22 protein-coding genes are annotated in these 23,182 nt (G+C 30.5%); all 22 read left to right on the top strand.

Annotated features, from left to right (window positions below; all coding sequences use genetic code 11):
• Window positions 1-9: 9 nt before the first annotated feature.
• The 22 genes from nusA (at window position 10) to B3N22_RS08625 (ending at window position 23,083) form a co-directional block, all read left to right on the top strand.
• Entirely contained in the window at window positions 10-1,062 is a 1,053-nt protein-coding gene (gene nusA, locus B3N22_RS08730; protein WP_073015984.1) for a transcription termination factor NusA, read from the top strand.
• 13 nt (window positions 1,063-1,075) lie between these two features.
• On the top strand, window positions 1,076-1,342 hold the full coding sequence (gene rnpM, locus B3N22_RS08725) for an RNase P modulator RnpM (RefSeq protein WP_286906347.1): 267 nt from the start codon (window positions 1,076-1,078) through the stop codon (window positions 1,340-1,342).
• Window positions 1,338-1,655, top strand: a complete 318-nt coding sequence (locus B3N22_RS08720; RefSeq protein WP_286906436.1) for a ribosomal L7Ae/L30e/S12e/Gadd45 family protein — start codon at window positions 1,338-1,340, stop codon at window positions 1,653-1,655. Before rnpM ends, B3N22_RS08720 begins: the two co-directional genes overlap by 5 nt.
• A gap of 20 nt (window positions 1,656-1,675) precedes the next feature.
• Window positions 1,676-3,736: a translation initiation factor IF-2 gene (gene infB / locus B3N22_RS08715; RefSeq protein WP_286906345.1), complete on the top strand. Its 2,061-nt coding sequence runs from the start codon at window positions 1,676-1,678 to the stop codon at window positions 3,734-3,736.
• Between the two features lie 12 nt (window positions 3,737-3,748).
• Complete coding sequence (gene rbfA, locus B3N22_RS08710; RefSeq protein WP_021802101.1) at window positions 3,749-4,099, top strand: 30S ribosome-binding factor RbfA; 351 nt, start codon at window positions 3,749-3,751, stop codon at window positions 4,097-4,099.
• Window positions 4,096-5,052, top strand: a complete 957-nt coding sequence (locus B3N22_RS08705) for a DHH family phosphoesterase (protein ID WP_286906434.1) — start codon at window positions 4,096-4,098, stop codon at window positions 5,050-5,052. Before rbfA ends, B3N22_RS08705 begins: the two co-directional genes overlap by 4 nt.
• On the top strand, window positions 5,052-5,927 hold the full coding sequence (gene truB, locus B3N22_RS08700; protein WP_073015988.1) for a tRNA pseudouridine(55) synthase TruB: 876 nt from the start codon (window positions 5,052-5,054) through the stop codon (window positions 5,925-5,927). Before B3N22_RS08705 ends, truB begins: the two co-directional genes overlap by 1 nt.
• A gap of 20 nt (window positions 5,928-5,947) precedes the next feature.
• Window positions 5,948-6,880: a bifunctional riboflavin kinase/FAD synthetase gene (locus B3N22_RS08695; RefSeq protein WP_286906342.1), complete on the top strand. Its 933-nt coding sequence runs from the start codon at window positions 5,948-5,950 to the stop codon at window positions 6,878-6,880.
• Between the two features lie 119 nt (window positions 6,881-6,999).
• Complete coding sequence (gene rpsO / locus B3N22_RS08690; RefSeq protein WP_021802097.1) at window positions 7,000-7,263, top strand: 30S ribosomal protein S15; 264 nt, start codon at window positions 7,000-7,002, stop codon at window positions 7,261-7,263.
• 89 nt (window positions 7,264-7,352) lie between these two features.
• Window positions 7,353-9,458, top strand: coding sequence for a polyribonucleotide nucleotidyltransferase (locus B3N22_RS08685; RefSeq protein ID WP_073015992.1), 2,106 nt, complete (start codon window positions 7,353-7,355; stop codon window positions 9,456-9,458).
• A gap of 43 nt (window positions 9,459-9,501) precedes the next feature.
• The gene (locus tag B3N22_RS08680; protein WP_238904506.1) at window positions 9,502-10,782 is read left to right on the top strand and encodes a M16 family metallopeptidase; all 1,281 of its coding nucleotides are present in this window, start codon (window positions 9,502-9,504) and stop codon (window positions 10,780-10,782) included.
• A gap of 68 nt (window positions 10,783-10,850) precedes the next feature.
• Window positions 10,851-11,129, top strand: coding sequence for a YlmC/YmxH family sporulation protein (locus B3N22_RS08675; RefSeq protein ID WP_073015996.1), 279 nt, complete (start codon window positions 10,851-10,853; stop codon window positions 11,127-11,129).
• Between the two features lie 20 nt (window positions 11,130-11,149).
• Window positions 11,150-12,349 (top strand): aspartate kinase, encoded by a 1,200-nt coding sequence (dapG, locus tag B3N22_RS08670; RefSeq protein WP_073015998.1) that lies wholly within the window; start codon window positions 11,150-11,152, stop codon window positions 12,347-12,349.
• Window positions 12,350-12,399: 50 nt separating this feature from the next.
• Entirely contained in the window at window positions 12,400-13,143 is a 744-nt protein-coding gene (locus B3N22_RS08665) for a ClpP family protease (RefSeq protein ID WP_238904508.1), read from the top strand.
• Between the two features lie 92 nt (window positions 13,144-13,235).
• Window positions 13,236-15,527 (top strand): DNA translocase FtsK, encoded by a 2,292-nt coding sequence (locus B3N22_RS08660; protein ID WP_238904510.1) that lies wholly within the window; start codon window positions 13,236-13,238, stop codon window positions 15,525-15,527.
• Between the two features lie 78 nt (window positions 15,528-15,605).
• The gene (gene rimO, locus B3N22_RS08655; protein ID WP_286906333.1) at window positions 15,606-16,940 is read left to right on the top strand and encodes a 30S ribosomal protein S12 methylthiotransferase RimO; all 1,335 of its coding nucleotides are present in this window, start codon (window positions 15,606-15,608) and stop codon (window positions 16,938-16,940) included.
• The gene (gene pgsA / locus B3N22_RS08650) at window positions 16,927-17,514 is read left to right on the top strand and encodes a CDP-diacylglycerol--glycerol-3-phosphate 3-phosphatidyltransferase (protein ID WP_286906331.1); all 588 of its coding nucleotides are present in this window, start codon (window positions 16,927-16,929) and stop codon (window positions 17,512-17,514) included. The genes rimO and pgsA overlap by 14 nt, the downstream gene beginning before the upstream one ends.
• A gap of 141 nt (window positions 17,515-17,655) precedes the next feature.
• Window positions 17,656-18,720 (top strand): recombinase RecA, encoded by a 1,065-nt coding sequence (gene recA, locus B3N22_RS08645; RefSeq protein WP_073016010.1) that lies wholly within the window; start codon window positions 17,656-17,658, stop codon window positions 18,718-18,720.
• 249 nt (window positions 18,721-18,969) lie between these two features.
• The gene (gene rny / locus B3N22_RS08640; protein ID WP_238904593.1) at window positions 18,970-20,502 is read left to right on the top strand and encodes a ribonuclease Y; all 1,533 of its coding nucleotides are present in this window, start codon (window positions 18,970-18,972) and stop codon (window positions 20,500-20,502) included.
• A gap of 169 nt (window positions 20,503-20,671) precedes the next feature.
• On the top strand, window positions 20,672-20,932 hold the full coding sequence (locus B3N22_RS08635) for a stage V sporulation protein S (RefSeq protein ID WP_021802087.1): 261 nt from the start codon (window positions 20,672-20,674) through the stop codon (window positions 20,930-20,932).
• 118 nt (window positions 20,933-21,050) lie between these two features.
• On the top strand, window positions 21,051-21,893 hold the full coding sequence (locus B3N22_RS08630) for a PHP domain-containing protein (protein WP_286906328.1): 843 nt from the start codon (window positions 21,051-21,053) through the stop codon (window positions 21,891-21,893).
• Window positions 21,890-23,083 carry a pyridoxal phosphate-dependent aminotransferase gene (locus B3N22_RS08625; RefSeq protein ID WP_286906326.1) on the top strand — a complete coding sequence of 398 codons (1,194 nt, stop codon included), beginning with the start codon at window positions 21,890-21,892 and terminating at the stop codon, window positions 23,081-23,083. The genes B3N22_RS08630 and B3N22_RS08625 overlap by 4 nt, the downstream gene beginning before the upstream one ends.
• The last annotated feature ends 99 nt before the right edge of the window (window positions 23,084-23,182 follow it).

Raw genomic sequence — 23,182 nt, 5'->3', positions numbered from 1 at the left:
GGTATATCAATGAATGAGGAATTCATTAGTGCATTAAAAGAAATCATTAGAGATAAGGGAATAAGTGAAGAGTTACTATTTGCAACTATAGAAGATGCTTTGATTAACGCTTATAAAAAGAACTATTCTTTTGGAAGTGACAGAGGGGCTCAAAATGTTAGAGTAAGTATAAATACAGAAACTGGAGAGCTACATGTTTACTCACAAAGAGAAGTTGTTGAAGACGTTTATGATGCTTTAACTGAAATAGAGCTGCCAGATGCAAAAGAAATTGATCCAAGATATGAACTTGGTGATATTGTTGAAATAGAAGTAACTCCAAGAAATTTTGGAAGAATAGCTGCTATGCAAGCAAAACAAGTTGTGCTTCAAAGAATAAAAGAAGCTGAAAGAAAAATTGTTTATAATGAGTTTAAAGAAAAAGAATTTGATATTATTACAGGAACTGTAATAAGGAAAGACAGAGGCAATGTCTTTGTTGATTTAGGCAAATTAGAAGCAATTTTAGGTCCAAATGAACAAATGCCAGGAGAAGAGTATAATTTTAATGAAATGCTAAAATTATATATAGTTGAAGTTAAAAATGGATCTAAGGGTCCTCAAGTTTTGGTTTCAAGAACTCACCCTGGTTTAGTAAGAAGATTATTTGAATTAGAAGTTCCAGAAATATATACTGGAATAGTAGAGATTAAATCAATATCAAGAGAAGCTAGTTCAAGAACTAAAATAGCAGTTCATTCAAATGAAGATGATGTTGATCCTATGGGTGCATGTGTTGGTCCAAAAGGTCAAAGAGTACAAAACATTGTAAATGAACTTAAAAATGAGAAAATTGATATAATTAAATGGAGTAAGCTTCCAGAAGAATTTATTGCAAATGCATTAAGTCCAGCAAAAGTACTTGATGTAACAATAGATGAAGAAGTTAAATCAGCAAAAGTAGTTGTTGACGATTCTCAGCTTTCTTTAGCTATAGGTAAAGAAGGTCAAAATGTTAGATTAGCAGCAAAGTTAACTAACTGGAAAATAGACATTAAAAGCAAATCTCAGATAAAAGAATAGAGAGGTGTTATTAATGAAAGTCAAAAGGATTCCAATGAGAATGTGTAATGGATGTATGGAGATGAAACCTAAAAAAGAGTTAATAAGAATAGTAAAATCTCCTACAGGAGAGATATCTGTTGATTTAACTGGCAAGAAGTCAGGAAGAGGCGCATATATTTGCAAAAATGTTGAATGTTTAGAGAAGTCATATAAAGCAAAGCGCTTAAATAAGAACTTAGAAAGTGAAATAAATGCTGAAATCTATGAAAAATTGAAAGAAGTGATTTCAAATGATTAATAAATTTTTTCAATTTTTAGGATTGGTGAAAAGAGCCGGTAAAGTTATTGAAGGATATAATAAATGTGAAGATTCCTTAGGGAAAAAGAAAATACATCTATTTATATTTTCAAATGATTTATCAGAAAGATCCTACAAATTATTTTCTACTTATTGCATAAAAGAAAACATACCATTTATCGATGAATTTTCAAAAGAAGATTTAGGAATGGCAATAGGAAGAGTTGAGATAAATGTGATTGGAATTACTGATAAAAATATGGCTGATAAATTATTGATTAACTATAAAGAAAATAAAAGTAATAAAATTTAATAATATTCGGGGGTGAATACATGTCTAAAATTAGAGTGTATGAATTAGCGAAAGAGCTAGGTATTTCAAGTAAAGATTTGATAACCTTACTAGCCGAAGAATTCGCTGTTGAAGTAAAAAATCATATGAGTGTAATTGAAGATGAAGATGCTGCATTAATTAAGGAACTTTTAGCAGGGTCAACTACTGTAGTAAGTGATGAAGAGAAAAAAACTATAGTAGATGAATATGAAGAAAGAATTGCTGAAGAAGTTAATAATCAAGCTAAGAAAAAGAAAAAGAACAGAAATAAGAAAAGTGATGAAGAACTAAATGATGGATCAATAGAAGAAGTTATAGAAATTGGTGACAGCATCACAGTTAAGGATTTAGCTGATAAATTTAAGAAACCAAGCACAGAAGTAATTAGAACATTAATGTTCGAAGGTGTTATGGCTGGATTAAATCAAGAGATAGATTTTGAAACAGCTCAAAAGGTTGCAGAGAAATTTGAAATAATTTTAGAGAGAAAAGCTGATGATTTAACTTTAGAGAAAATAGAAGAAGATATTGATAAGGAAGAAAATCTTTCTAAGAGACCACCAATCATAACGGTAATGGGTCATGTTGACCACGGTAAGACTTCTCTTTTAGATGCTATAAGAAAATCTAGCGTTACAGAAAAAGAAGCTGGTGGAATAACTCAACATATTGGAGCTTATACTGTAAAGGTAAATGATGAAAAAATTACTTTTCTAGATACTCCAGGACATGAAGCATTTACTGCTATGCGTGCAAGAGGTGCTCAAATTACAGATATAGTTATATTGGTTGTTGCAGCTGATGATGGAATAATGCCTCAAACTAGAGAAGCTATAAATCACTGTAAGGCAGCAGAAGTTCCAATGATTGTAGCGATTAATAAAATAGATAGACCTGGTGCTAACATAGAGAGAGTAAAACAAGAATTGACAGAATATGGATTAGTATCTGAAGACTGGGGTGGGGATACTATATGTGTACCTGTATCTGCTAAAACACAAGAAAATTTAGATTCTCTTCTAGAAATGGTTCTTCTTACAGCTGAAATACAAGAATTAAAAGCAAATTCTGATAGAAGAGCTAAAGGAACTGTAATTGAAGCTAAATTAGATAAAGGAAGAGGAGCTGTTGCAAGTCTTCTTGTTCAAAATGGTACTTTACACGTAGGTGATTCTATAATAGTAGGGTCAACTTATGGTAGAATTAGAGCAATGTTTGATGATAAGGGTAAAAAGATAAAATCAGCAGGACCATCTATACCAGTAGAGATATTAGGTCTTTCAGAAGTTCCATCAGCAGGAGATAGATTCAACGTAGTTAAAGATGAAAAAACTGCTAGAACAATGGCTGAATCAAGAAAAGATAAAGATAGAACTGATCAACTTAATTCAAGTCACAGAGTATCTTTAGAAGATTTATACTCTCAAATCAAAGAAGGAAAAATCAAAGAATTATCTGTTGTTGTTAAAGCTGACGTTCAAGGTTCTGTTGAAGCAATAAGATCTTCATTAGAGAAATTATCAACAGATGATGTGAAAGTTAGAGTTATACATGGAGGCGCTGGAGCCATTACTGAAAGTGATGTTATTTTAGCAGCTGCATCAAATGCATTACTTATAGGATTTAATGTTAGACCAGATTCTAATGCAACTATTACAGCAGAAAAAGAAAATGTTGATATGAAGACATATAGAATTATATATGATGCAATTGAAGATATAAAATCTGCTATGATAGGAATGCTTGATCCAGAATATAAAGAAGTTATACTTGGAAAAGCGGAAATTAGGCAAACTTATAAAATTTCTAACGTTGGAACTATCGCAGGATCTTATGTTTTAGATGGAAAGCTTGTTAGAAATTCAGATGTAAGAGTAATAAGAGAAGGCATTGTTATTTTTGAATCAACATTAGGCTCATTAAAGAGATTTAAAGATGATGTTAAAGAAGTTAATGCTGGATACGAATGTGGAATAACAATTGAAAGATTTAATGATATAAAAGAAGGCGATATAGTAGAAGCTTATACTATGGAAGCTATAAAGAGAAAAGAACTGTAAAGAGGTGATTTTATGGCTAATTATAGAGGTGGCAGAATTAATGAAGAAGTAAAGAAGGTAGTTTCTTCTCTGATTCAATATGAAATAAAGGATCCTAGACTTTCAGCAATGGTATCTGTTACTGATGTAAATGTAACTAAAGATTTAAGATATGCTAAGATTTTCGTTTCAATTTTTACAAATAATGAAGAAGAAAAAGCAGCAACATTAGACGCTTTAAAAAGTGCTAGTGGTTTTGTAAGAAGAGAATTAGGTCATAGAATAAACTTAAGATATACTCCAGAAATCATATTCGAAGAGGATAAATCAATTTCTAGAGGAATGTATATAGATTCTCTAATTGAAAAGACTAAGGAGAAATAATCATGGAAGATATAATAAAGAAAATTAATGAATCTTCTATAATAGGGATTACTTACCATGTATCTCCTGATGGTGATGCGGTAGGAAGTGCACTTGCTTTACTACAAGGTATTAGGAAGCTAGGTAAAATTTCTTATATACTTTCAAAAGATGTTATTTCAGAGGACTTGGGTTTTCTCCCTTGTTCCTCCGAAATAGATAACGAAGTCTATGAACCTAAAGATGACACAGATTTAGTGATTATTTTAGATTGTGGCAATCTTGAAAGAGTATCGGCAGAGCTAGGTAATTATAAAGGAACTACAGTAAATATAGACCATCACTTATCAAATGATAAATATGCACAAATTAATTATGTTGATACTAACGCTTCAGCTACAGCAGAGATAGTTTATTCACTTCTTAAGGCTATGAATGTTATCGTTAATAAGGACATGGCTACATGTCTATATACGTCTATTGTTACTGACACAGGATCATTTAGGCATTCGAATGTAACTAAGAGAACCCATGAGATAGCTGGGGAATTAATATCCTTAGGTATAAATAATTCAGTAGTACATTCAGAACTTTTTGATAATAAGCCTATAGAGAGTTTGATTCTATTAGGTGAGGTTATAAAAAACATAAGAACATATTTTAATGGTAAAGTATCGGTTTTAGAAATAACAAATCGTATATGTGATGCTATAGGTATACCTCCTGAAGAGGTAGCAGATGTCGTTAATTTTGGATTACAAGTTAAAGGAGTAGAAGTTGCTGTATTACTTAAGGAAGCTTCTAACGGGATTAAAGTAAGTTTAAGAAGTAAAAATAATTTCGATGTTAGAAATATTGCAGGACTTTTTGGAGGAGGCGGACATTCTAAGGCCTCAGGTGTATTTTTCAAGGAGAAATCAATAGATGAAGCTAAAGAATTACTTCTTAGCGCAATAGAAAAAGAGTTGATATAATGAATGGTGTAATTATTGTAAATAAACCTAAAGGGATAACATCTTTTCAAGTTGTCTCTAGGGTAAGAAAGATTGTTGGAGTAAAAAAGGTTGGTCATACTGGTACTTTAGATCCTTTGGCGACAGGAGTTTTGCCTATTTGTATTGGAAAAGCTACCAAAATAATTGATTATATAATGGAAGGTAAAAAAGGTTATAGTGTATCTTTTGAGCTTGGAAAAATTACGGATACTTACGACAGTGAAGGTAAAGTAATTGATGAAAAACCAGTTATTGGAATTGACGAACATAGAGTACTTGAAGTTATAGAATCTTTTAAAGGACCTATAATGCAAGAACCTCCAATGTATTCAGCACTAAAACAAAATGGTAAAAGATTATATGAGTTAGCAAGAAAAGGAATAGAGGTCGAAAGAAAAAAAAGACCAGTTACTATTTACAGTATAGAAAATATACAAATATCACTTCCTAAAATATCGATGGATGTCGTGTGCTCCAAAGGAACTTATATTAGAAGCTTGTGTTATGATATAGGTAAAGAACTTGAAGTTGGGGCTTTCATGACTGAATTAAAAAGGACTTTATCTAGTCCGTTTTCAATAGATGATGCTATAAATTACGATGATTTGGAAAAAGTTATTGTAGAAGATAACTTAATGACTATGGATAAAACATTAGATTTCTATGATAAAATTATTATAGAAAATGGATATGAAAAGTTACTTTTAAACGGGGTTAAAGTTTCAGATAAAAGATTTTGTAAAGCAAGAGTTGAAGAGGATAAGCTTTTTAGAGTATATACCAGTGAAGAAACGTTTATAGGTATAGGTAAAATGGATTCTTATGGTTTTAAACTGGAAAAAAATCTAATGTAATAAAATCAAGAGGTATATGAATGGTTGTAATAGATGAGAAGTACGAAGGAATTATTTCTGAAGACACATATATAGCACTTGGAAGCTTTGATGGTCTACATATTGGACATTTAACATTAATAAATAAAGCTATTGAGCTAGCTGATAAGTTTAATGGGAAAAGTATGGTTTTTTCTTTTAAAAATCATCCTTTAAGTTTTATAAGGCCAGAATCTGCCCCTAAATTACTAATGAATAAAGATGAAAAATTATCAGTATTAGAAAAGTTAGGGATAGATATCTGTTGTCTAATAGATTTTAATGAGAATGTTATGAAAATGCAGCCAGAAGATTTCGTAGAGCTTTTGAGTAAAAAGTATAAAGCTAAAGGAATAATCGTTGGATTTAATCATAAATTTGGATATAAAAATAAAGGTGATATTAAGCTTTTAAAAAGTCTTGAAGCTGTTTATGGCTATAAAGTTTATGTGTTGGATGCTTATTCTTATGGGGAAGAAGTAGTTAGTTCTTCAAGAATAAGAGAAGAAATATCCAATGGAGATTTAGAGGAAGCTAATAAGATGCTATCAAGAGAATATTTTTTAGAAGGCAAAGTCATACATGGTAAGAAGTTAGGGAGACAGCTAGGATTCCCTACAGCAAATTTAGAGTATAATAGTAATTATGTATTACCTAAAACAGGTGTATATTATACAAATGTTTTGGTTAATAATGAAATATATAAGGGTATAACTTCAGTTGGATATAATCCAACGGTAAGTGGAGATAAAAAACTTACTGTTGAAACGTATATATTGGATTTTAGTGAAGAAATATATGATTTACAAATGAAAGTATATTTCATTAAAAGAATTAGAGATGAAGAAAAATTTAATTCTATGGAAGAGTTAATAAATCAACTAAAAGACGATAGAAATTTTGCGTTAAATGAGGAAATAAAAATATCTTTTTAAAAATACATTTACAAAAAAAGATGATTTTGCTATAATACCCTTTAGGAACCTACTTCTAAGTGTTAAGAGTAGCCGACTTTTTTCTTGGTAGTAGGGGATAAATTACGGAGGTGTTTTACATGGATAAAATTAAAAAGGCAGAAATTATAGGAAAGTATGCAAGACATGAAGGAGATACTGGATCTCCAGAAGTGCAAATAGCTTTATTAACAGAAAGAATAAACTCTTTAACAGATCATTTAAGAACTCATAAAAAGGATCACCATTCAAGAAGAGGACTTCTAATGATGGTTGGTCAAAGAAGAGGACTATTAAACTATCTATCTGGAATAGATATTGAAAGATATAGAGCTATAATAGAGAACTTAGGTTTAAGAAGATAATTTAGAGCGGTTTATCCGCTCTATTATTTTAATGAGGCAAAATTTGTAAAAATATGTAGAATTTATATTAACCAAAAGGAGGTTAGTTTATGAATAATTTTCATCAAACTACTGTAGCTGGAAGAAATATGAAGGTTGAGTCTGGTAAAGTTGGAATGTTATCAGATTGCGCTATATTTATGAGCTATGGAGATACAGTTATATTAACAAATGTTAATGCATCTGAAAAACCAAGAGAAGGGATTGATTTTTTCCCACTAAGTGTAGAGTATGAAGAAAGATTATATGCAGTAGGGAAAATACCAGGTGGATTTATAAAAAGAGAGGGAAGACCTTCAGAAAATGCTATTTTAAATGGTAGAGCTGTTGATAGACCATTAAGACCATTATTCCCTAAAGGATATAGAAATGATGTTCAAGTAGTTTGTACAGTAGTTTCTGTGGAAAACGACAATCTTCCAGAAATCCTAGCTATAAATGCAGCATCTACAGCTTTATGTTTATCAAGCATTCCATTTGATACACCTGTTGCAGCTGTACAAATAGGATTGATAGATAATAACTTTATAGTAAATCCAACTTCAAAAGAAAGAGAAATTTCTGATATGGAGCTAACTATATGTGCTACTAAGGAAAGAGTAATGATGATTGAAGCTGGTGGAAATGAAATTCCAGAAGAAACAATGATTAACGCTATATCATTTGGATTTGAAGAGTGTAAGAAAATAGTTGCTTTTCAAGAAGAAGCTATGAAAATGTTTGGAAAAGAAAAAAAAGTTCCCAATTTATATCATGTAGATGAAGAGATAGAAAAGAATGTAAGAGATTTTTCATTTGACATAATTAATGAAGCTATGCATATTATTGATAAAGATGAGAGAAACTTATCAATGAATGATGTTAAAGCAAAAATTTCAGAAGAGTTTAAAGAAATATATCCAGACAACATGAGTGATGTTAACGATGTAGTGTATAGAATTCAAAAAGAAGTAGTTAGAGAAATGCTACTTAAAGAAAAGAAAAGACCAGATGGAAGAGCATTTGACCAATTAAGAAAGATATCTTGTGAAGTTGATATTTTACCTAGAACTCATGGAACGGGTCTATTTACAAGAGGACTTACTCAAGTAATGACTGTAGCAACTTTAGGAGCTATAGGAGATGTTCAAATATTAGATGGAATCGGAGAATCTGTTTCTAAAACATATATGCATCATTATAACTTTCCATCTTACAGTGTAGGAGAAGTTAGACCACTAAGAGGACCAGGAAGAAGAGAAATAGGACATGGAGCATTAGCAGAAAGAGCTTTAGAACCATTAATACCTTCTCAAGAAGATTTTCCTTATACTATTAGATTAGTATCAGAAGTATTAAGTTCGAATGGATCTACATCTCAAGCTTCAGTATGTGCATCTACTTTAGCTTTACTTGATGCAGGAGTTCCACTAAAGAGACCTGCTGCAGGAATAGCTATGGGATTAATAACTTCAGAAGATTTAACTGAAGAAGGTGTAATCACAGATATTCAAGGTATAGAAGATTTCTTTGGAGACATGGACTTTAAAGTTGCAGGAACTGAAGTTGGAATAACTTCAATTCAAGTAGATACAAAAATTGCAGGTCTTTCTGATTATGTAATAAGAACAGCTATAACAAATGCAAGAAAAGCAAGAATGGAAATTTTAGATAAGATAAAAGAATGTATACCAGAGCATAGAGAAGAGGTTTCATTATACGCTCCTAAAACTTCAACTATGTCTATAGATCCAGAAAAGATAAGAGATGTTATCGGAGCTGGCGGAAAAGTTATTAATAAAATAATAGCTGATACTGGTGTTAAGATAGATATAAAGGAAGATGGAAAGATATTTATTTCTTCATCTGATTCAACAGGAGTAAAAGAGGCTTTAAAAATAATCGAGGGATTAACTAAAGAAGTTAAAGCTGGAGAAGTTTATTTAGGTAAAGTTACTAAAATAGCTAATTTTGGAGCATTCGTAGAAATACTTCCAAGTAAAGAAGGTTTAGTTCATATATCAAAATTAGATGTGAATAGAGTTAACAAGGTTGAAGATATAGTATCGGTAGGAGATGAAATTCTTGTTAAAGTAACAGAAATAGACGCTCAAGGAAGAATAAATCTTTCAAGAAAAGATGCAATAGTGAATACAGAGAAAAAAGATGAAGAATAGAAGGGCATAAATTGCCTTTTTATTTTTTAATATGGAGGTTATTATGTACAATTTATATACACTAGAGAATGGTCTAAGGATTGTAACTGAACAAATAGAACATGTAAACTCCATAAGTGTTGGGGTTATAGTTAAAAATGGTTCTAGAAATGAGACGGAAGATTTAAATGGGATTTCTCATTTCATAGAACATATGCTCTTCAAGGGAACAGACAAAAGATCAGCTAAAAGTATTGTAGAAGAAATAGAAAATGTAGGTGGTCAAATTAATGCATATACTAGTAAGGAATCGACATGTTACTATATTAAGGCATTAAATACGCACTTAGAGTTATCTATAGATGTACTTTCGGATATGATATTGAATTCTAAATTTGATGATGAGGAAATAAAAAAAGAGCAAAGTGTTGTAGTTGAGGAGATTTATATGAGTGAAGATTCTCCAGAAGATGTCTTAGGAGATCTTCATGCTGTTTCAGCCTTTTATAAGGACTCTTTAGCTTATCCTATTTTAGGAACTCCAGAAACTGTAAGAAGTTTTGATTCAAGCAAGATAAAAAGTTATATTGAAGAAATGTATACTCCAAGTAATACCGTTATATCAATATGTGGAAACTTTGATGAAATTAATTTGAAACAACTTATAGAAAAATATTTTGGCGATTGGAGTGCATCTAATAAAGAAGCATTTGAATATAATACGCCAGAGATTAAGAGAAGTTTTCTGTATACTGAAAAGAATATAGAACAACTACATATAAATTTTGGACTTACAGGAATTAAGCAGGGAGATGAAAGAGGATATAGCCTTTTATTACTAAATAATATATTAGGTGGTGGGGCATCTTCTATACTTTTCCAAAAGGTTAGGGAAGAGTTAGGATTATGTTACTCAATATATTCGTATCTTCTTACATATCAAAATACAGGTACTTTAAATATATATACTGGATTAAGTCCATCATATGCTGAAAAAGCCATTAATGTAATAAAAGAAGAACTATATGATTTTAGAGGTAGAGAATTTACCCAAGTGGAAATAGACATAAATAAAGAAAAAATAAAAGCAAGTTATATTCTTGGTCTAGAGAGTACTTCTTCTAGAATGTTCAACAATGGTAAATCTGTTTTGTATAAAAATAAGATAGTTACGCCTGATGATTTGATAAAGAAAATAGATGCTATAAACAAAAACTCTATTAAAGAAGTTCAAGAAATTTGTTTTAATGATGGCATTATAAATGGGGCATTTGTAGGTAGAAATGTTTCACTTGAAACTCTTAGCAGTTTATGTCAAAATAATGTTGTATCTTTTAATAAATAAAAATCCTCTTAATATTTTAGTTATAAAATCCCTTCTTAATGAATATTAATTTTTGAGGAGGGATTAACATGAATGATAATACAATTAAAACATTAAGTGAAATTGAAAACTTTGAGATAATTAACGTAAATGATGGAGAGAAGTATAACTATCTTTCTAATAATGACATAATAGTGGATGGCGAAGGAAGACTAAAGTTTCTAATTGTCAATCTAAGTAACTCTAAATTCACTTTTTTTGGTGGAAATGAATATTTAGAAATACCATGGGATTATGTAAAAAAAATTGGGGCAAAAACTATTATACTAGATGTAGAAGAGGAAAACATTAAAAGAGCAAGGCTTTAAATAACAGGGGGAGTGGTATTTTGAAAATTATAGTACAAAAGTTTGGAGGAACGTCAGTTTCGACTCCAGAGAGAAGAAAGTCTGTAGTTGATAAAGTTAAAAATGCAATAAGCGAAGGATATAGTCCTGTAGTAGTAGTTTCTGCTATGGGAAGAAAAGGGGAAGCTTATGCAACTGATACACTATTATCACTTTTAAGCAGTGATTTTAAGGATGAAAACAAACAAGCAGCTGATTTATTAATGTGTTGTGGGGAAATAATTAGTTCGGTTGTAATGAGTAATGTTTTTTACGAAAATAATATAGCTGCAGTTCCTTTAACAGGAGGACAAGCAGGCATACTAACTGATGATAACTTCTCTGATGCAAAATCTTTAAATGTAAGTACTAAAATCCTAATGGATATATTATCTCAAGGAAAGGTTCCAATTGTTACTGGATTCCAAGGAGTGACTCAGGATGGATTTTTAACTACATTAGGAAGAGGGGGAAGTGATACCTCTGCTGCATTAATAGGTGCAGCACTAAAGGCTGAAGCTATTGAAATATATACAGATGTTGATGGTATAATGACAGCTGACCCAAGAATAGTAGAAGAGGCCGCATTAATAGATATTATAAGCTATAATGAAGTTTTCCAACTTGCTGAACAAGGGGCTAAGGTTATACATCCAAAGGCTGTTGAAGCTGCAATGAGAGGCAATATTCCTCTTATAATTAAAAATACTATGAGTGACTGTAAGGGAACATTAATTAATAATGTTGGAGATATACAAAACACAAGAATTATAACAGGTATAACTCATCTAAGTGGAAGAACTCAAGTATCTATAAAGAGTGAGGATAATCAAGGAAATAATCATTATAAAGAACTTTTAGATATATTAGCAAATAATAACATAAGTTTAGATTTAATCAATATCTTCCCAAAGGAAAAAATATTTACAATTGATGATTCAATGAAAAATAGATTAGAGAAGATATTTAAAGATATTAATATAAAATATACTATTATAGAAAACTGTAGTAACTTAGCTATTGTAGGTTCTAGAATGACTGGTATTCCTGGAGTAATGGCTAAAATAATCAAAGCTTTAAGTGATAGTAACATAGAAGTTTTACAAACTGCAGATTCTCACATGACAATATGGTGTTTAATTCACACTGACAATGTTCAGAAGGCAATTAATACATTACATAGAACTTTTGAATTAAGTTAGTATAAAATATATCCTCCTGTACAAAATATAAAAGTACAGGAGGTATGTTTATGTGGAATAATTTTTATGAAATAGATAATAAAAAGTTAAAAGATGATGATAAAATTATAGATAAAAATCACGGTGATGAAAAAAAAGAAACTAAAGAAGAAAATGATGATATTGCGTCTATAAAAGAATTTGGAAATACTTCCGTTTCTAAACCAGACGAAAGAATTCAGATTGTATCTATAATAGGTCAAATAGAAGGGCACATGGTTTCGCCTCCTAATACTAAAACGACTAAATATGAACATGTAATTCCTCAGCTTATTTCTATGGAACAAAATCCAGAAGTTAAGGGAATACTGATTATTTTAAATACAGTAGGAGGAGATGTAGAGGCAGGTCTTGCAATTGCTGAAATGATAAACAGTCTCTCAAAACCTACAGTTTCTTTAGTTATTGGAGGAGGCCATTCTATAGGAGTACCTCTTGCAACATCTGCGAGCGTATCTTTTATATCTCCATCAGCAACTATGATAATTCATCCTATAAGAATGAATGGGCTTGTAATAGGAGTACCTCAGACATTTAAGTATTTTAATAAGATGCAGGATAGAATAAATGACTTTATAGTGAGGACATCAAAGGTTAATAAAGAAAAGCTTAAAAAACTTATGATGGAAACTGATGAACTTTTAAATGATATGGGAACTATACTTATTGGTAAAGAAGCTGTTGATATAGGACTTATAGATGAGGTTGGGGGCATAAAAGCCGCTTTAGATAAGTTGGAATCTATGATAGAATAAATATATAAATAAACCATAGGGTTTCCTGTGGTTTATTTATATTAAAGAGGATATTTGACTAAAATGTAGAATACAAATTTAGGGGTGATAAAATGGCGAGGAAATCTAGTAAAAAAACATCAAATAAAAATAAAAGCAATTCAGATATAAAAGGACTACTTTGGATAGCTGCTGGATTTATTTTAATGATAGGAGTTTATACAGATTTAGCAGGACTTTTTTCAAATATATCTAAGAATATTTTATTTGTTTTAATTGGAATAGGATCATATGTTATTCCGTTATACATAATGTATTATGGAGTATTAACAATAAAATCTAAAGGGAACTTAAGCATTAATAAAAACTTATATCCCGTAACATTTTTTATGATTAACACAATTTTAATGGTATCTTCTTTAAGTATAGATAGTGTAGAAGATAAAAATATTTCTTTAATGGAATTTATATTTAAAGTTTTTGATAATCCTTCGTGGAACAATGGAGGTTTACTTGGAATAATAATTAGTTATCCTTTGTACAAGCTCCTAGGAATAATAGGATCTATTATTATATATATGCTTATATATGCTATATGTCTAATACTGATATTTGACTTATCAATTTTCGATATAGGATTAAATTTAAAAACAAAAAGTAAAGATATAAAAGATAAGGTTAGTTCAAAAAATAATCTTAAAGAAAAAAAGAAAGAAAATATCCAATTAGAGCCATATGTTGAGCAGGATGGTTATATAGAAGGAATAAATAAAAAGATTAAGATACTAGACTTTATGAAAAATTCCTCTATTCACTCAGATGAGGGAGAGAAGCCTAGAGAGATAGCTGTGTTTCAAATGGGGGATACCAAAAGTGAGTCAAAGAGTGAAAGTAAAAAACTAGACAATAACTTAAAAGAAGTAGTTAACAGAGAGATAACAGAGAAAATAACAGAAAGTAAAGCAGATGTAAAATACAATATACCTAAATTAGAATACCTAAATACAAACAATAATTTAAATATAAATAAAGAAGATAAAAAGGAACTTATTGCATCTGCAACTAAGTTAGAAGAAACATTAAGTTCATTTGGAGTTGAAGCGAAGGTTCTTCAAGTTACTAAAGGACCTGCGGTAACAAGATATGAATTGCAGCCAAGTGCTGGCGTTAAAGTATCAAAAATAGTTAATCTCTCAGATGATATAGCACTTAGTTTAGCTGCCTCAGGGGTAAGAATTGAAGCGCCTATACCTGGAAAGTCTGCGGTAGGAATTGAGGTTCCAAATAAAGTTATAACTGCTGTATTTCTAAGAGAGGTTTTAGATGAGGAAAAGTTTAAGTCAAGTAGTAGCAGTGTAGCCTTTGCAATAGGAAAAGATATTGCAGGACAATGTGTTGTGGCAGATTTGAGTAAGATGCCTCATTTACTTATAGCAGGTGCAACAGGTTCAGGTAAATCAGTGTGTATAAATACACTGATAATGAGTATATTGTATAAATATTCACCATCAGAAGTATCTCTTTTAATGATTGACCCTAAGGTTGTAGAATTAAGCGTTTATAATGGGATACCTCACTTATTAATCCCTGTAGTTACAGATCCTAAAAAAGCTGCTGGAGCTCTTAATTGGGCTGTAAATGAAATGACTAGAAGATATAAATTGTTTGCTGAAACTGGAGTAAGAAATATTCAATCATATAATACGCTAATGGAAAAAGGTGAAACAGAAGAAAAGTTACCTTATATAGTTATAATAGTAGATGAATTAGCTGACTTAATGATGGTATGTCCAAATGACGTTGAAGAATATATTGCAAGATTAGCTCAAATGGCTAGAGCTGCTGGTATGCATTTAGTATTAGCAACCCAAAGACCATCTGTAGATGTAATAACAGGGGTAATAAAGGCAAACATTCCATCTAGAATTTCTTTTGCTGTATCATCGCAAATTGACTCAAGGACAATACTTGATTCATCTGGAGCTGAAAAACTTCTTGGAAAAGGAGATATGTTATTTTATCCAGTTGGAGAATCTAAACCTCAAAGAATACAAGGGGCTTTTATAAGTGAAGAAGAGGTGGAAAAAGTAGTATCATCAATTAAATCTGAAATGGAAGAGGCTAATTATGATGAGCAAATAATTGAACATATAAATAGTGAAAGCTCTTCTAATGGTAATTCGTCAAATGATGAAGATGCAGATGAGCTACTAGATGAAGCAATAAAGGTTGTAGTAGAGAGTGGTCAAGCGTCAGCTTCATATATACAAAGAAGACTTAGAATTGGATTTAATAGAGCGGCAAGAATAATAGAGCAACTTGAAGAAAGAGAGATTATTACTAAAAAAGATGGCTCAAAACCGAGACAAGTATTAATAACTAGAGAAGAAATAGAAGATTTTTAGATAAAATACTTGTTTTAAGTTAAAAAGAGATTTAAAATTAAATTTGTAATTTATTACTTAAGCACAGGAGGAGTTGTTTTGACAAAATATAAAGTAGGCTTAGTTAGCTTAGGTTGTGACAAAAATAGGGTTGATTCTGAAATTATATTGGGACAAATGAAAACAAATTATGATTTCACTAATGATCCAAAAGAAGCTCATATAATAATTGTAAATACTTGTGGATTTATAGAAAAAGCAAAACAAGAATCTATTGATACAATTTTAGAAATGGCTAAATATAAAAATAAATATAATTGTAAGTTGTTAATTGCAACAGGATGTTTAACTCAGAGGTATTCAAAAGAATTAAGTGAACTTATGCCAGAGATAGATATAATGCTAGGAGTTAATGACTATAAAAAAATTAATGAGCATATTTCTAATTACATTGAAAATGAACAAAAAATATTATCCGTAGATTACTCAGATAACAATATAAATGAAGGAGAAAGAGTAATAACTACAGATAAAAGTACTGCATACTTAAGGATTGCAGAAGGTTGTGATAATTTCTGTACTTACTGTATTATACCTAAAATAAGAGGCAAATTTAGAAGTAGATCAATAGAAAGTATCATAGCAGAAGCAGAAAAATTAGTTAAAAATGGCGTTAAAGAAATTATATTAGTGGCCCAAGATACAACTAGATATGGGGTTGATATATATAATGGAGAAAAGAAATTACCTACCCTTTTGAAGAAGCTATGCACAATTGAAGGGCTTAAATGGATAAGAATCATGTACTGTTACCCAGAAGAAATAACGGAAGAACTTATAGAGGTAATGGCAACTGAAGAAAAGATATGTAAGTATATAGATCTTCCTATTCAACATATTTCTAATAAAATATTAAAGCTAATGGGAAGAAAGACAACAAAAGAAACTATAACAAATAAGATAGATTCACTTAGAAAAGCTATGCCAAGCATTACACTAAGAACTTCTTTGATAGTTGGATTCCCAGGAGAATCTGATGAAGATTTTGAAGAACTAAAGAGTTTCTTAAAAGAGTATAAACTTGAAAAAGTAGGTGTATTTAAATACTCACAAGAAGAGGATACTCCAGCTGCTAATATGAAGGAGCAGATTTCTGAAGAGGTAAAAGATTTAAGAGAAAAAGAGCTCATGATTTTACAACAAGAAATTTCAACTGAAATAAACAAATTGAAAGTTGGAAGAATTTATGATATTCTTGTAGAAGGATATGATGGAGAATTTTATTCGGCTAGAAGTGAAGAATTAGCACCAGATATCGATGGAAATATACTTATAAAAGGAAAAGACATTGAGATAGGACAGTACTTAAAAGCTAAGATAACTGAGGCTTTGGAATATGATTTACTAGGGGTTGTTTGTGATGAATCTTGCTAATAGATTAACTATTATTAGAATTTTTTTAGTTCCTATATTTTTAATTTTTATTGCACTTAAAATTGATTATGGAACATTTATAGCAACATTTATATTCATTTTGGCATCTTTAACAGATAAGCTAGATGGATATATAGCTAGAAGTAGAAATCAAATAACTACATTTGGGAAATTTATGGATCCTTTAGCAGATAAACTTTTAGTAACATCTGCATTAATCTCACTTGTTGAGTTACAAGTAATGCCGGGTTGGGCAGCTGTTATAATAATCGCAAGAGAATTTGCTATTTCTGGATTAAGAACTATTGCCGCTAGTGATGGTGTTGTTATTGCAGCATCTTGGTGGGGAAAAATTAAAACAGTAATTCAGATTATAGCAATCATAGCTCTACTACTAAAAGTAAATATAAATAATTCACAGATATTATTAGAAAAATTTACTGCTAATAATGTATTACATGGGTTATATGTTTATTTACCTGAAGTTTTGTTATATATTGCAGTTGTAATAACAATATTATCTGGGGTTGATTATTTTAATAAAAATAAACATACTATTAATACGAATAAGTAGAATAAAATAAATAAATATGGTCTATAATTCTAATAAAAGTTCCAACTAATAATTGGAACTTTTATGTTATATATGTTGACATTAAATAATATGTATTTTATAATATAAATAGAACAAATGTTCGTGAAAGGATGAGATTTAATGGCTAATTTAGATACGGAAAAACTTAAGGCTATAGAAGCCGCTATGGGACAAATAGAGAAACAATTTGGAAAAGGTTCAATTATGAAATTAGGCGAAAATCATGGAATGAGTGTTGATTCTATTTCAACAGGTTGCTTAGACCTAGATATTGCTTTAGGCATAGGTGGTGTTCCAAGAGGAAGAATTATTGAAATATACGGACCTGAGAGTTCAGGTAAAACAACGGTTGCATTACATATTGTAGCTGAAGCTCAAAAGTTAGGTGGAGCTGTAGGGTTTATAGATGCTGAACATGCTTTGGATCCTAGCTATGCTAAGAATTTAGGTGTTGATACAGAAAACTTAATAGTATCTCAACCTGATACTGGTGAACAAGCGCTAGAAATAGCAGAAGCTCTAGTTCGTTCAGGGGCTATTGATGTAATAGTAGTAGACTCTGTAGCAGCTTTAGTACCAAGAGCGGAAATAGAAGGAGAAATGGGAGATGCCCACGTTGGATTGCAAGCAAGATTAATGTCTCAAGCATTAAGAAAATTAGCGGGAAGTATTAGCAAATCTAAGTGTGTAGCTATATTTATAAACCAATTAAGAGAAAAAGTTGGTATAATGTTTGGAAATCCTGAAACAACACCAGGAGGAAGAGCACTTAAATTTTATGCATCAGTAAGAATGGACGTTAGAAGAATTGATTCAATAAAGCAAGGTGAAAATGTTGTTGGTAACAGAACAAGAGTTAAGGTTATTAAAAACAAAGTAGCTCCACCGTTTAGAAATGCAGAATTTGATATAATGTATAATGAAGGTATATCTAGAGAGGGTAACTTAATAGATGTAGGAGTAAAAGAAGGTATCATTCAAAAAAGTGGTGCATGGTTTTCTTATGGCGAAGCAAGACTTGGCCAAGGACGAGAAAATGCTAAACAATCATTAAAAGAAAACCCAGATTTAGCATTAGAAATAGATAATAAAATTAGAGAAAAATATGGTCTTCCTTTAACTGAAGTTAAAAAGGTTAAAAAGCCTGAAACTGAAAAAATAGAAAAAAAAGTTGAAAATAAATAAATCGCATTGCGATTTATTTATTTTTTTGCTTATTTTTATTTAAAAATAGGTAATAATAAAGATGTAGTAACTTTTATAGTAAAGGATACTGCTTGACATAAGAAAAAAATTGCTATACAATAATAACAAATACTGGTTTATCATATTACTAAACAACAGTTAGAATTTAATATGACATCTTTTTACGCTATCTTATTTTTATTTAATATATTATATTTTGAAGATTGCGAAGGAGGTGTTTGTATGGAAATGAAACTTATTTTAATAGATATAGTGGTTCTAGCTTGTTTAGCTGGATTGCAATATATAGTAATCAATAAAGTTTCAAGAAATAAAATTGATAATTTAGAAAAAGAAGCAAATGATCTTTTGGAGAATTCCAAAAAAGAAGTAGATTCCTTAAGAAAAGAAGCTATTTTAGAGGCTAAAGAAGAGGTTCATAGATTAAGAACTGACTTCGAAAAGGAATCAAGAGAAAGAAGAAATGAAGTACAAAGATTAGAGAGAAGATTAATCCAAAGAGAGGAAGCTCTTGATAAAAAGGGTGAAATCTTAGAAAAGAAAGACGAAACAATTAATAAAAGATTACAAGACATTGATTTAATGGAAGTAAATGCTCAAGAAATTTTAGTTAAAAGAAGACATGAATTAGAAAAGGTTTCTGGATTATCATCTGAAGAAGCGAAACAAATTCTTCTTGATGAAATTAGTAGAGAAATCAAACATGAAAGTGCAATGATGATAAAAGATGTAGAAATGAAAGCTAAAGAAGAGGCTGATAAAAAAGCTAGAGAAATAATTACTACAGCTATTCAAAGATGTGCAGCAGATCATGTTTCTGAAACAACAGTACATGTAGTGGCGCTTCCAAATGATGAAATGAAAGGTAGAATAATAGGAAGAGAAGGTAGAAATATAAGAACCTTAGAAACCTTAACTGGAGTAGATTTAATAATTGATGACACTCCTGAGGCGGTAATACTTTCTAGTTTCGACCCGATAAGAAGAGAAGTTGCAAGAATAGCATTAGAAAAATTGATAGTAGATGGAAGAATTCATCCTGCTAGAATTGAAGAAATGGTAGAAAGAGCTACTAAAGATGTCGAAAACGATATAAAGGAAGAGGGAGAACAAGCTACCTTTGAAACAGGGGTACATGGTTTACATCCTGAGATTATTAAATTGTTAGGTAGATTAAAATACAGAACAAGTTATGGTCAAAATGTTTTAAAACATTCCATAGAAGTTGCTTATTTAGCAGGTTTAATGGCTTCGGAATTAGGCTTAGATGTAAATATAGCAAGAAGAGCTGGATTATTACATGATATAGGTAAAGCAGTGGATCAAGAATATGAAGGACCACATGCTTTAATAGGTGGAGACCTAGCTAAGAAGTATCATGAATCCCCAGTGATAGTAAACGCTATTGCTGCTCATCATGGAGATGTGGAAATGATATCTCTAGAGGCAATATTAGTTCAGGCTGCAGATGCTATATCAGCAGCGAGACCTGGTGCTAGAAGAGAAACTTTAGAAGCTTATATAAAGAGATTAGAAAAATTAGAAGAGATTGCAAACTCATATGAAGGTGTAGAAAAGTCATATGCCATTCAAGCTGGAAGAGAGATTAGAATTATGGTTAAACCAGATCAAGTCGATGATGCTGTGGCTATTGAAATGGCACGTAATATCGTAAAAAACATAGAAGAACAGCTAGAATATCCTGGCCAAATTAAAATAAATGTAATTAGAGAGACACGTGCTGTGGAATACGCAAAATAATCGATAGAAAATACATTTTGTTAAAACAAAATGTATTTTTTTTAAAATTATTTATAATAAAAGAAGGAATTTTAAAATACATATAGAATATATATTAAGGGAAAGAAATAATAGTTAACTTCTAATGTAAACGTATGCGGGTACATTATTAATCTAGGAGGTCAAAATAATGGAAGTATTAAAAGTTTCAACAAAATCTAATCCAAATTCAGTAGCGGGGGCTTTAGCGGCAATAATAAAGGAGAAAAATATCGTAGAAATTCAAGCAGTAGGTGCAGGTGCTATAAATCAAGCTGTTAAAGCTATAGCTATTGCTAGAGGATTTGTTGCGCCAAGTGGAAAAGATATAGTATGTGTTCCGGCATTCACAGATATAATAATAGATGGTGAAGAAAGAACAGCCATAAAATTAATTATTCAACCAAGATAACAAAGAGACAACCCCTTTATGGGGTTTTTTTAATTTTATTAATAATTATGGAATATTTACATCTATCTAATAAAATGATATATTTTTATTATAAAGATATAGAAAATAGGTGAAGATTATGAAGTATGCTGACTTGCATATTCACTCTACATATTCCGATGGCAATTTAACGCCAGAAGAAATTATAAATATAGCAATTGAAAGAAATGTAAAATACATTTCTATAACAGACCATGACACATTGTCTTCACAATATATTACTAAATACCACTATTCAGACATAGACATAATTCCAGGTATAGAATTTTCCACTGAGTATGAAGATGATATAGAGATACATATATTAGGTTATTGTATAGATGTAGATAACCCTACTCTTAAAAATGTTGTAGAAAAGCTTAAGGCTTCAAGAGTAAAAAGAGTAGAAAGTATTATAACAAAATTAAAAGATATAGGGATAAATATAGATATAAATGATTTATGTGTAAATAGCATATCTACACTTGGAAGATCTCATATAGCTCAGTTGTTAGTTAAAAAAGGATACAGCGAGAATTTTAAATTAGCTTTTAAGAATTATTTGATTGAAGGAAAGGCTGGATTTGTTAAAAGAGAAAAAATATACTATAAGGAAGTTTTGGATATCATAAAAAAATCAGGAGGTATAGCGGTTTTAGCTCATCCTGGCGATATACCAAGACAAATGGAATTAGATAATCTATTTAAAAGATTGAAATGTCATGGTTTAAGTGGTGTAGAAATATATCATCCAAGTCATAATAAGGAGAAGATAAATACTTTTTATAATCTAGCAAAAAAACACAAGCTTATAATAACTGGTGGGAGTGACTGTCATTCAATAAGCAATAAAAATTCAAGTCTTATAGGTCAATATGGGGTAAATGAAATACATTTAAATAAATTATTACATTTAGACAAAAGATATGGAGGTAAAATATGAAATTATCGCAAAAAGGGGAGCAATTATCGCCATCAATAACTTTGGCTATAACTGCTAAGGCTAAAGAAATGAAAAGTCGTGGGGTTGATGTAGTAAGTTTTGGTGTTGGAGAGCCGGATTTTAATACACCTTCTAATATTATTAAGGCAGCTATAAAGGCTATGGAAGAAGGCAAAACGAAATATACGCCAGCAGCTGGTATATCTGAACTAAAAAAAGCTATAATTAAGAAATTAAAAGAAGATAATGACTTAATTTATAATGAATCACAGGTAATCATATCTACAGGAGCAAAGCAATGTTTAGCTAATTTGTTTTTATCAATTTTAAATCCAGGTGATGAAGTTTTATTACCTGTTCCCTATTGGGTTAGTTATCCGGAGCTTGTAAAACTTGCAGATGGTAAGCCTGTGTTTGTTGAGTGTTTACAAGAAGATGGATATAAGTTTAATATAAATATTTTAGAAAAATATGTTACAGAGAAAACAAAAGCCATTCTTATAAATTCACCTAATAATCCTACAGGAACTATATATACTAAAGAAGAATTAATAGAGCTTAGTGAATTTGCAAAAAAACATGATTTGTTTATAATAGCGGACGAAATATATGAAAAATTAATCTATGGAGATTATAAACATATTAGTATTGGAAGTTTAAGTGAGGATGCTTACAATAGAACTATTGTTATAAATGGAATGTCTAAGTCTTATGCAATGACAGGGTGGAGAGTTGGATATGCAGCAGGGCCAAAAGAAGTTATTAAGATTATGAGTAGTATACAAAGTCATATGACATCAAATGTGTCTACTATAGGCCAATATGCTGCATTAGAAGCGCTTGAAGGTCCACAAGATGAATTACATGACATGATAGAAGTTTTTCATAGTAGAAGAGATTTAATGGTGAAATTATTAGATGATATAAATGATCTAGATTATATATATCCTCAAGGAGCTTTTTATGTAATGGTGGATATTAAAAAATTAATAGGTAAGTCTATTGATTCCGTTGTTATAAAAGATTCTTTGACTTTTTCAGATATGCTCTTAGAAAAAGAGAAGGTAGCAGTAGTTCCAGGGATAGGTTTTGGACTAGAAAACTACATTAGATTATCTTATGCTACTTCAAACGATGCCATAATGGAAGGAATAAAAAGAATAAAATCATTTACATTGGCTTTAAATTAAGCAATATTTTAATTTATAGTGTTGAAATTAACTACAAAACAATATATAATGAAATAAGTTATTGATAAACATAACGAAATAAATGCAAAGAGGTGAATT

The organism is Clostridium sp. UBA1652 (genome assembly GCF_002320975.1).
Lineage (GTDB): Bacteria > Bacillota > Clostridia > Clostridiales > Clostridiaceae > Clostridium_T > Clostridium_T intestinale.
The sequence above is the reverse complement of the archived record's forward strand: the minus strand, read 5'-3'. Positions and strand labels throughout refer to the sequence as shown.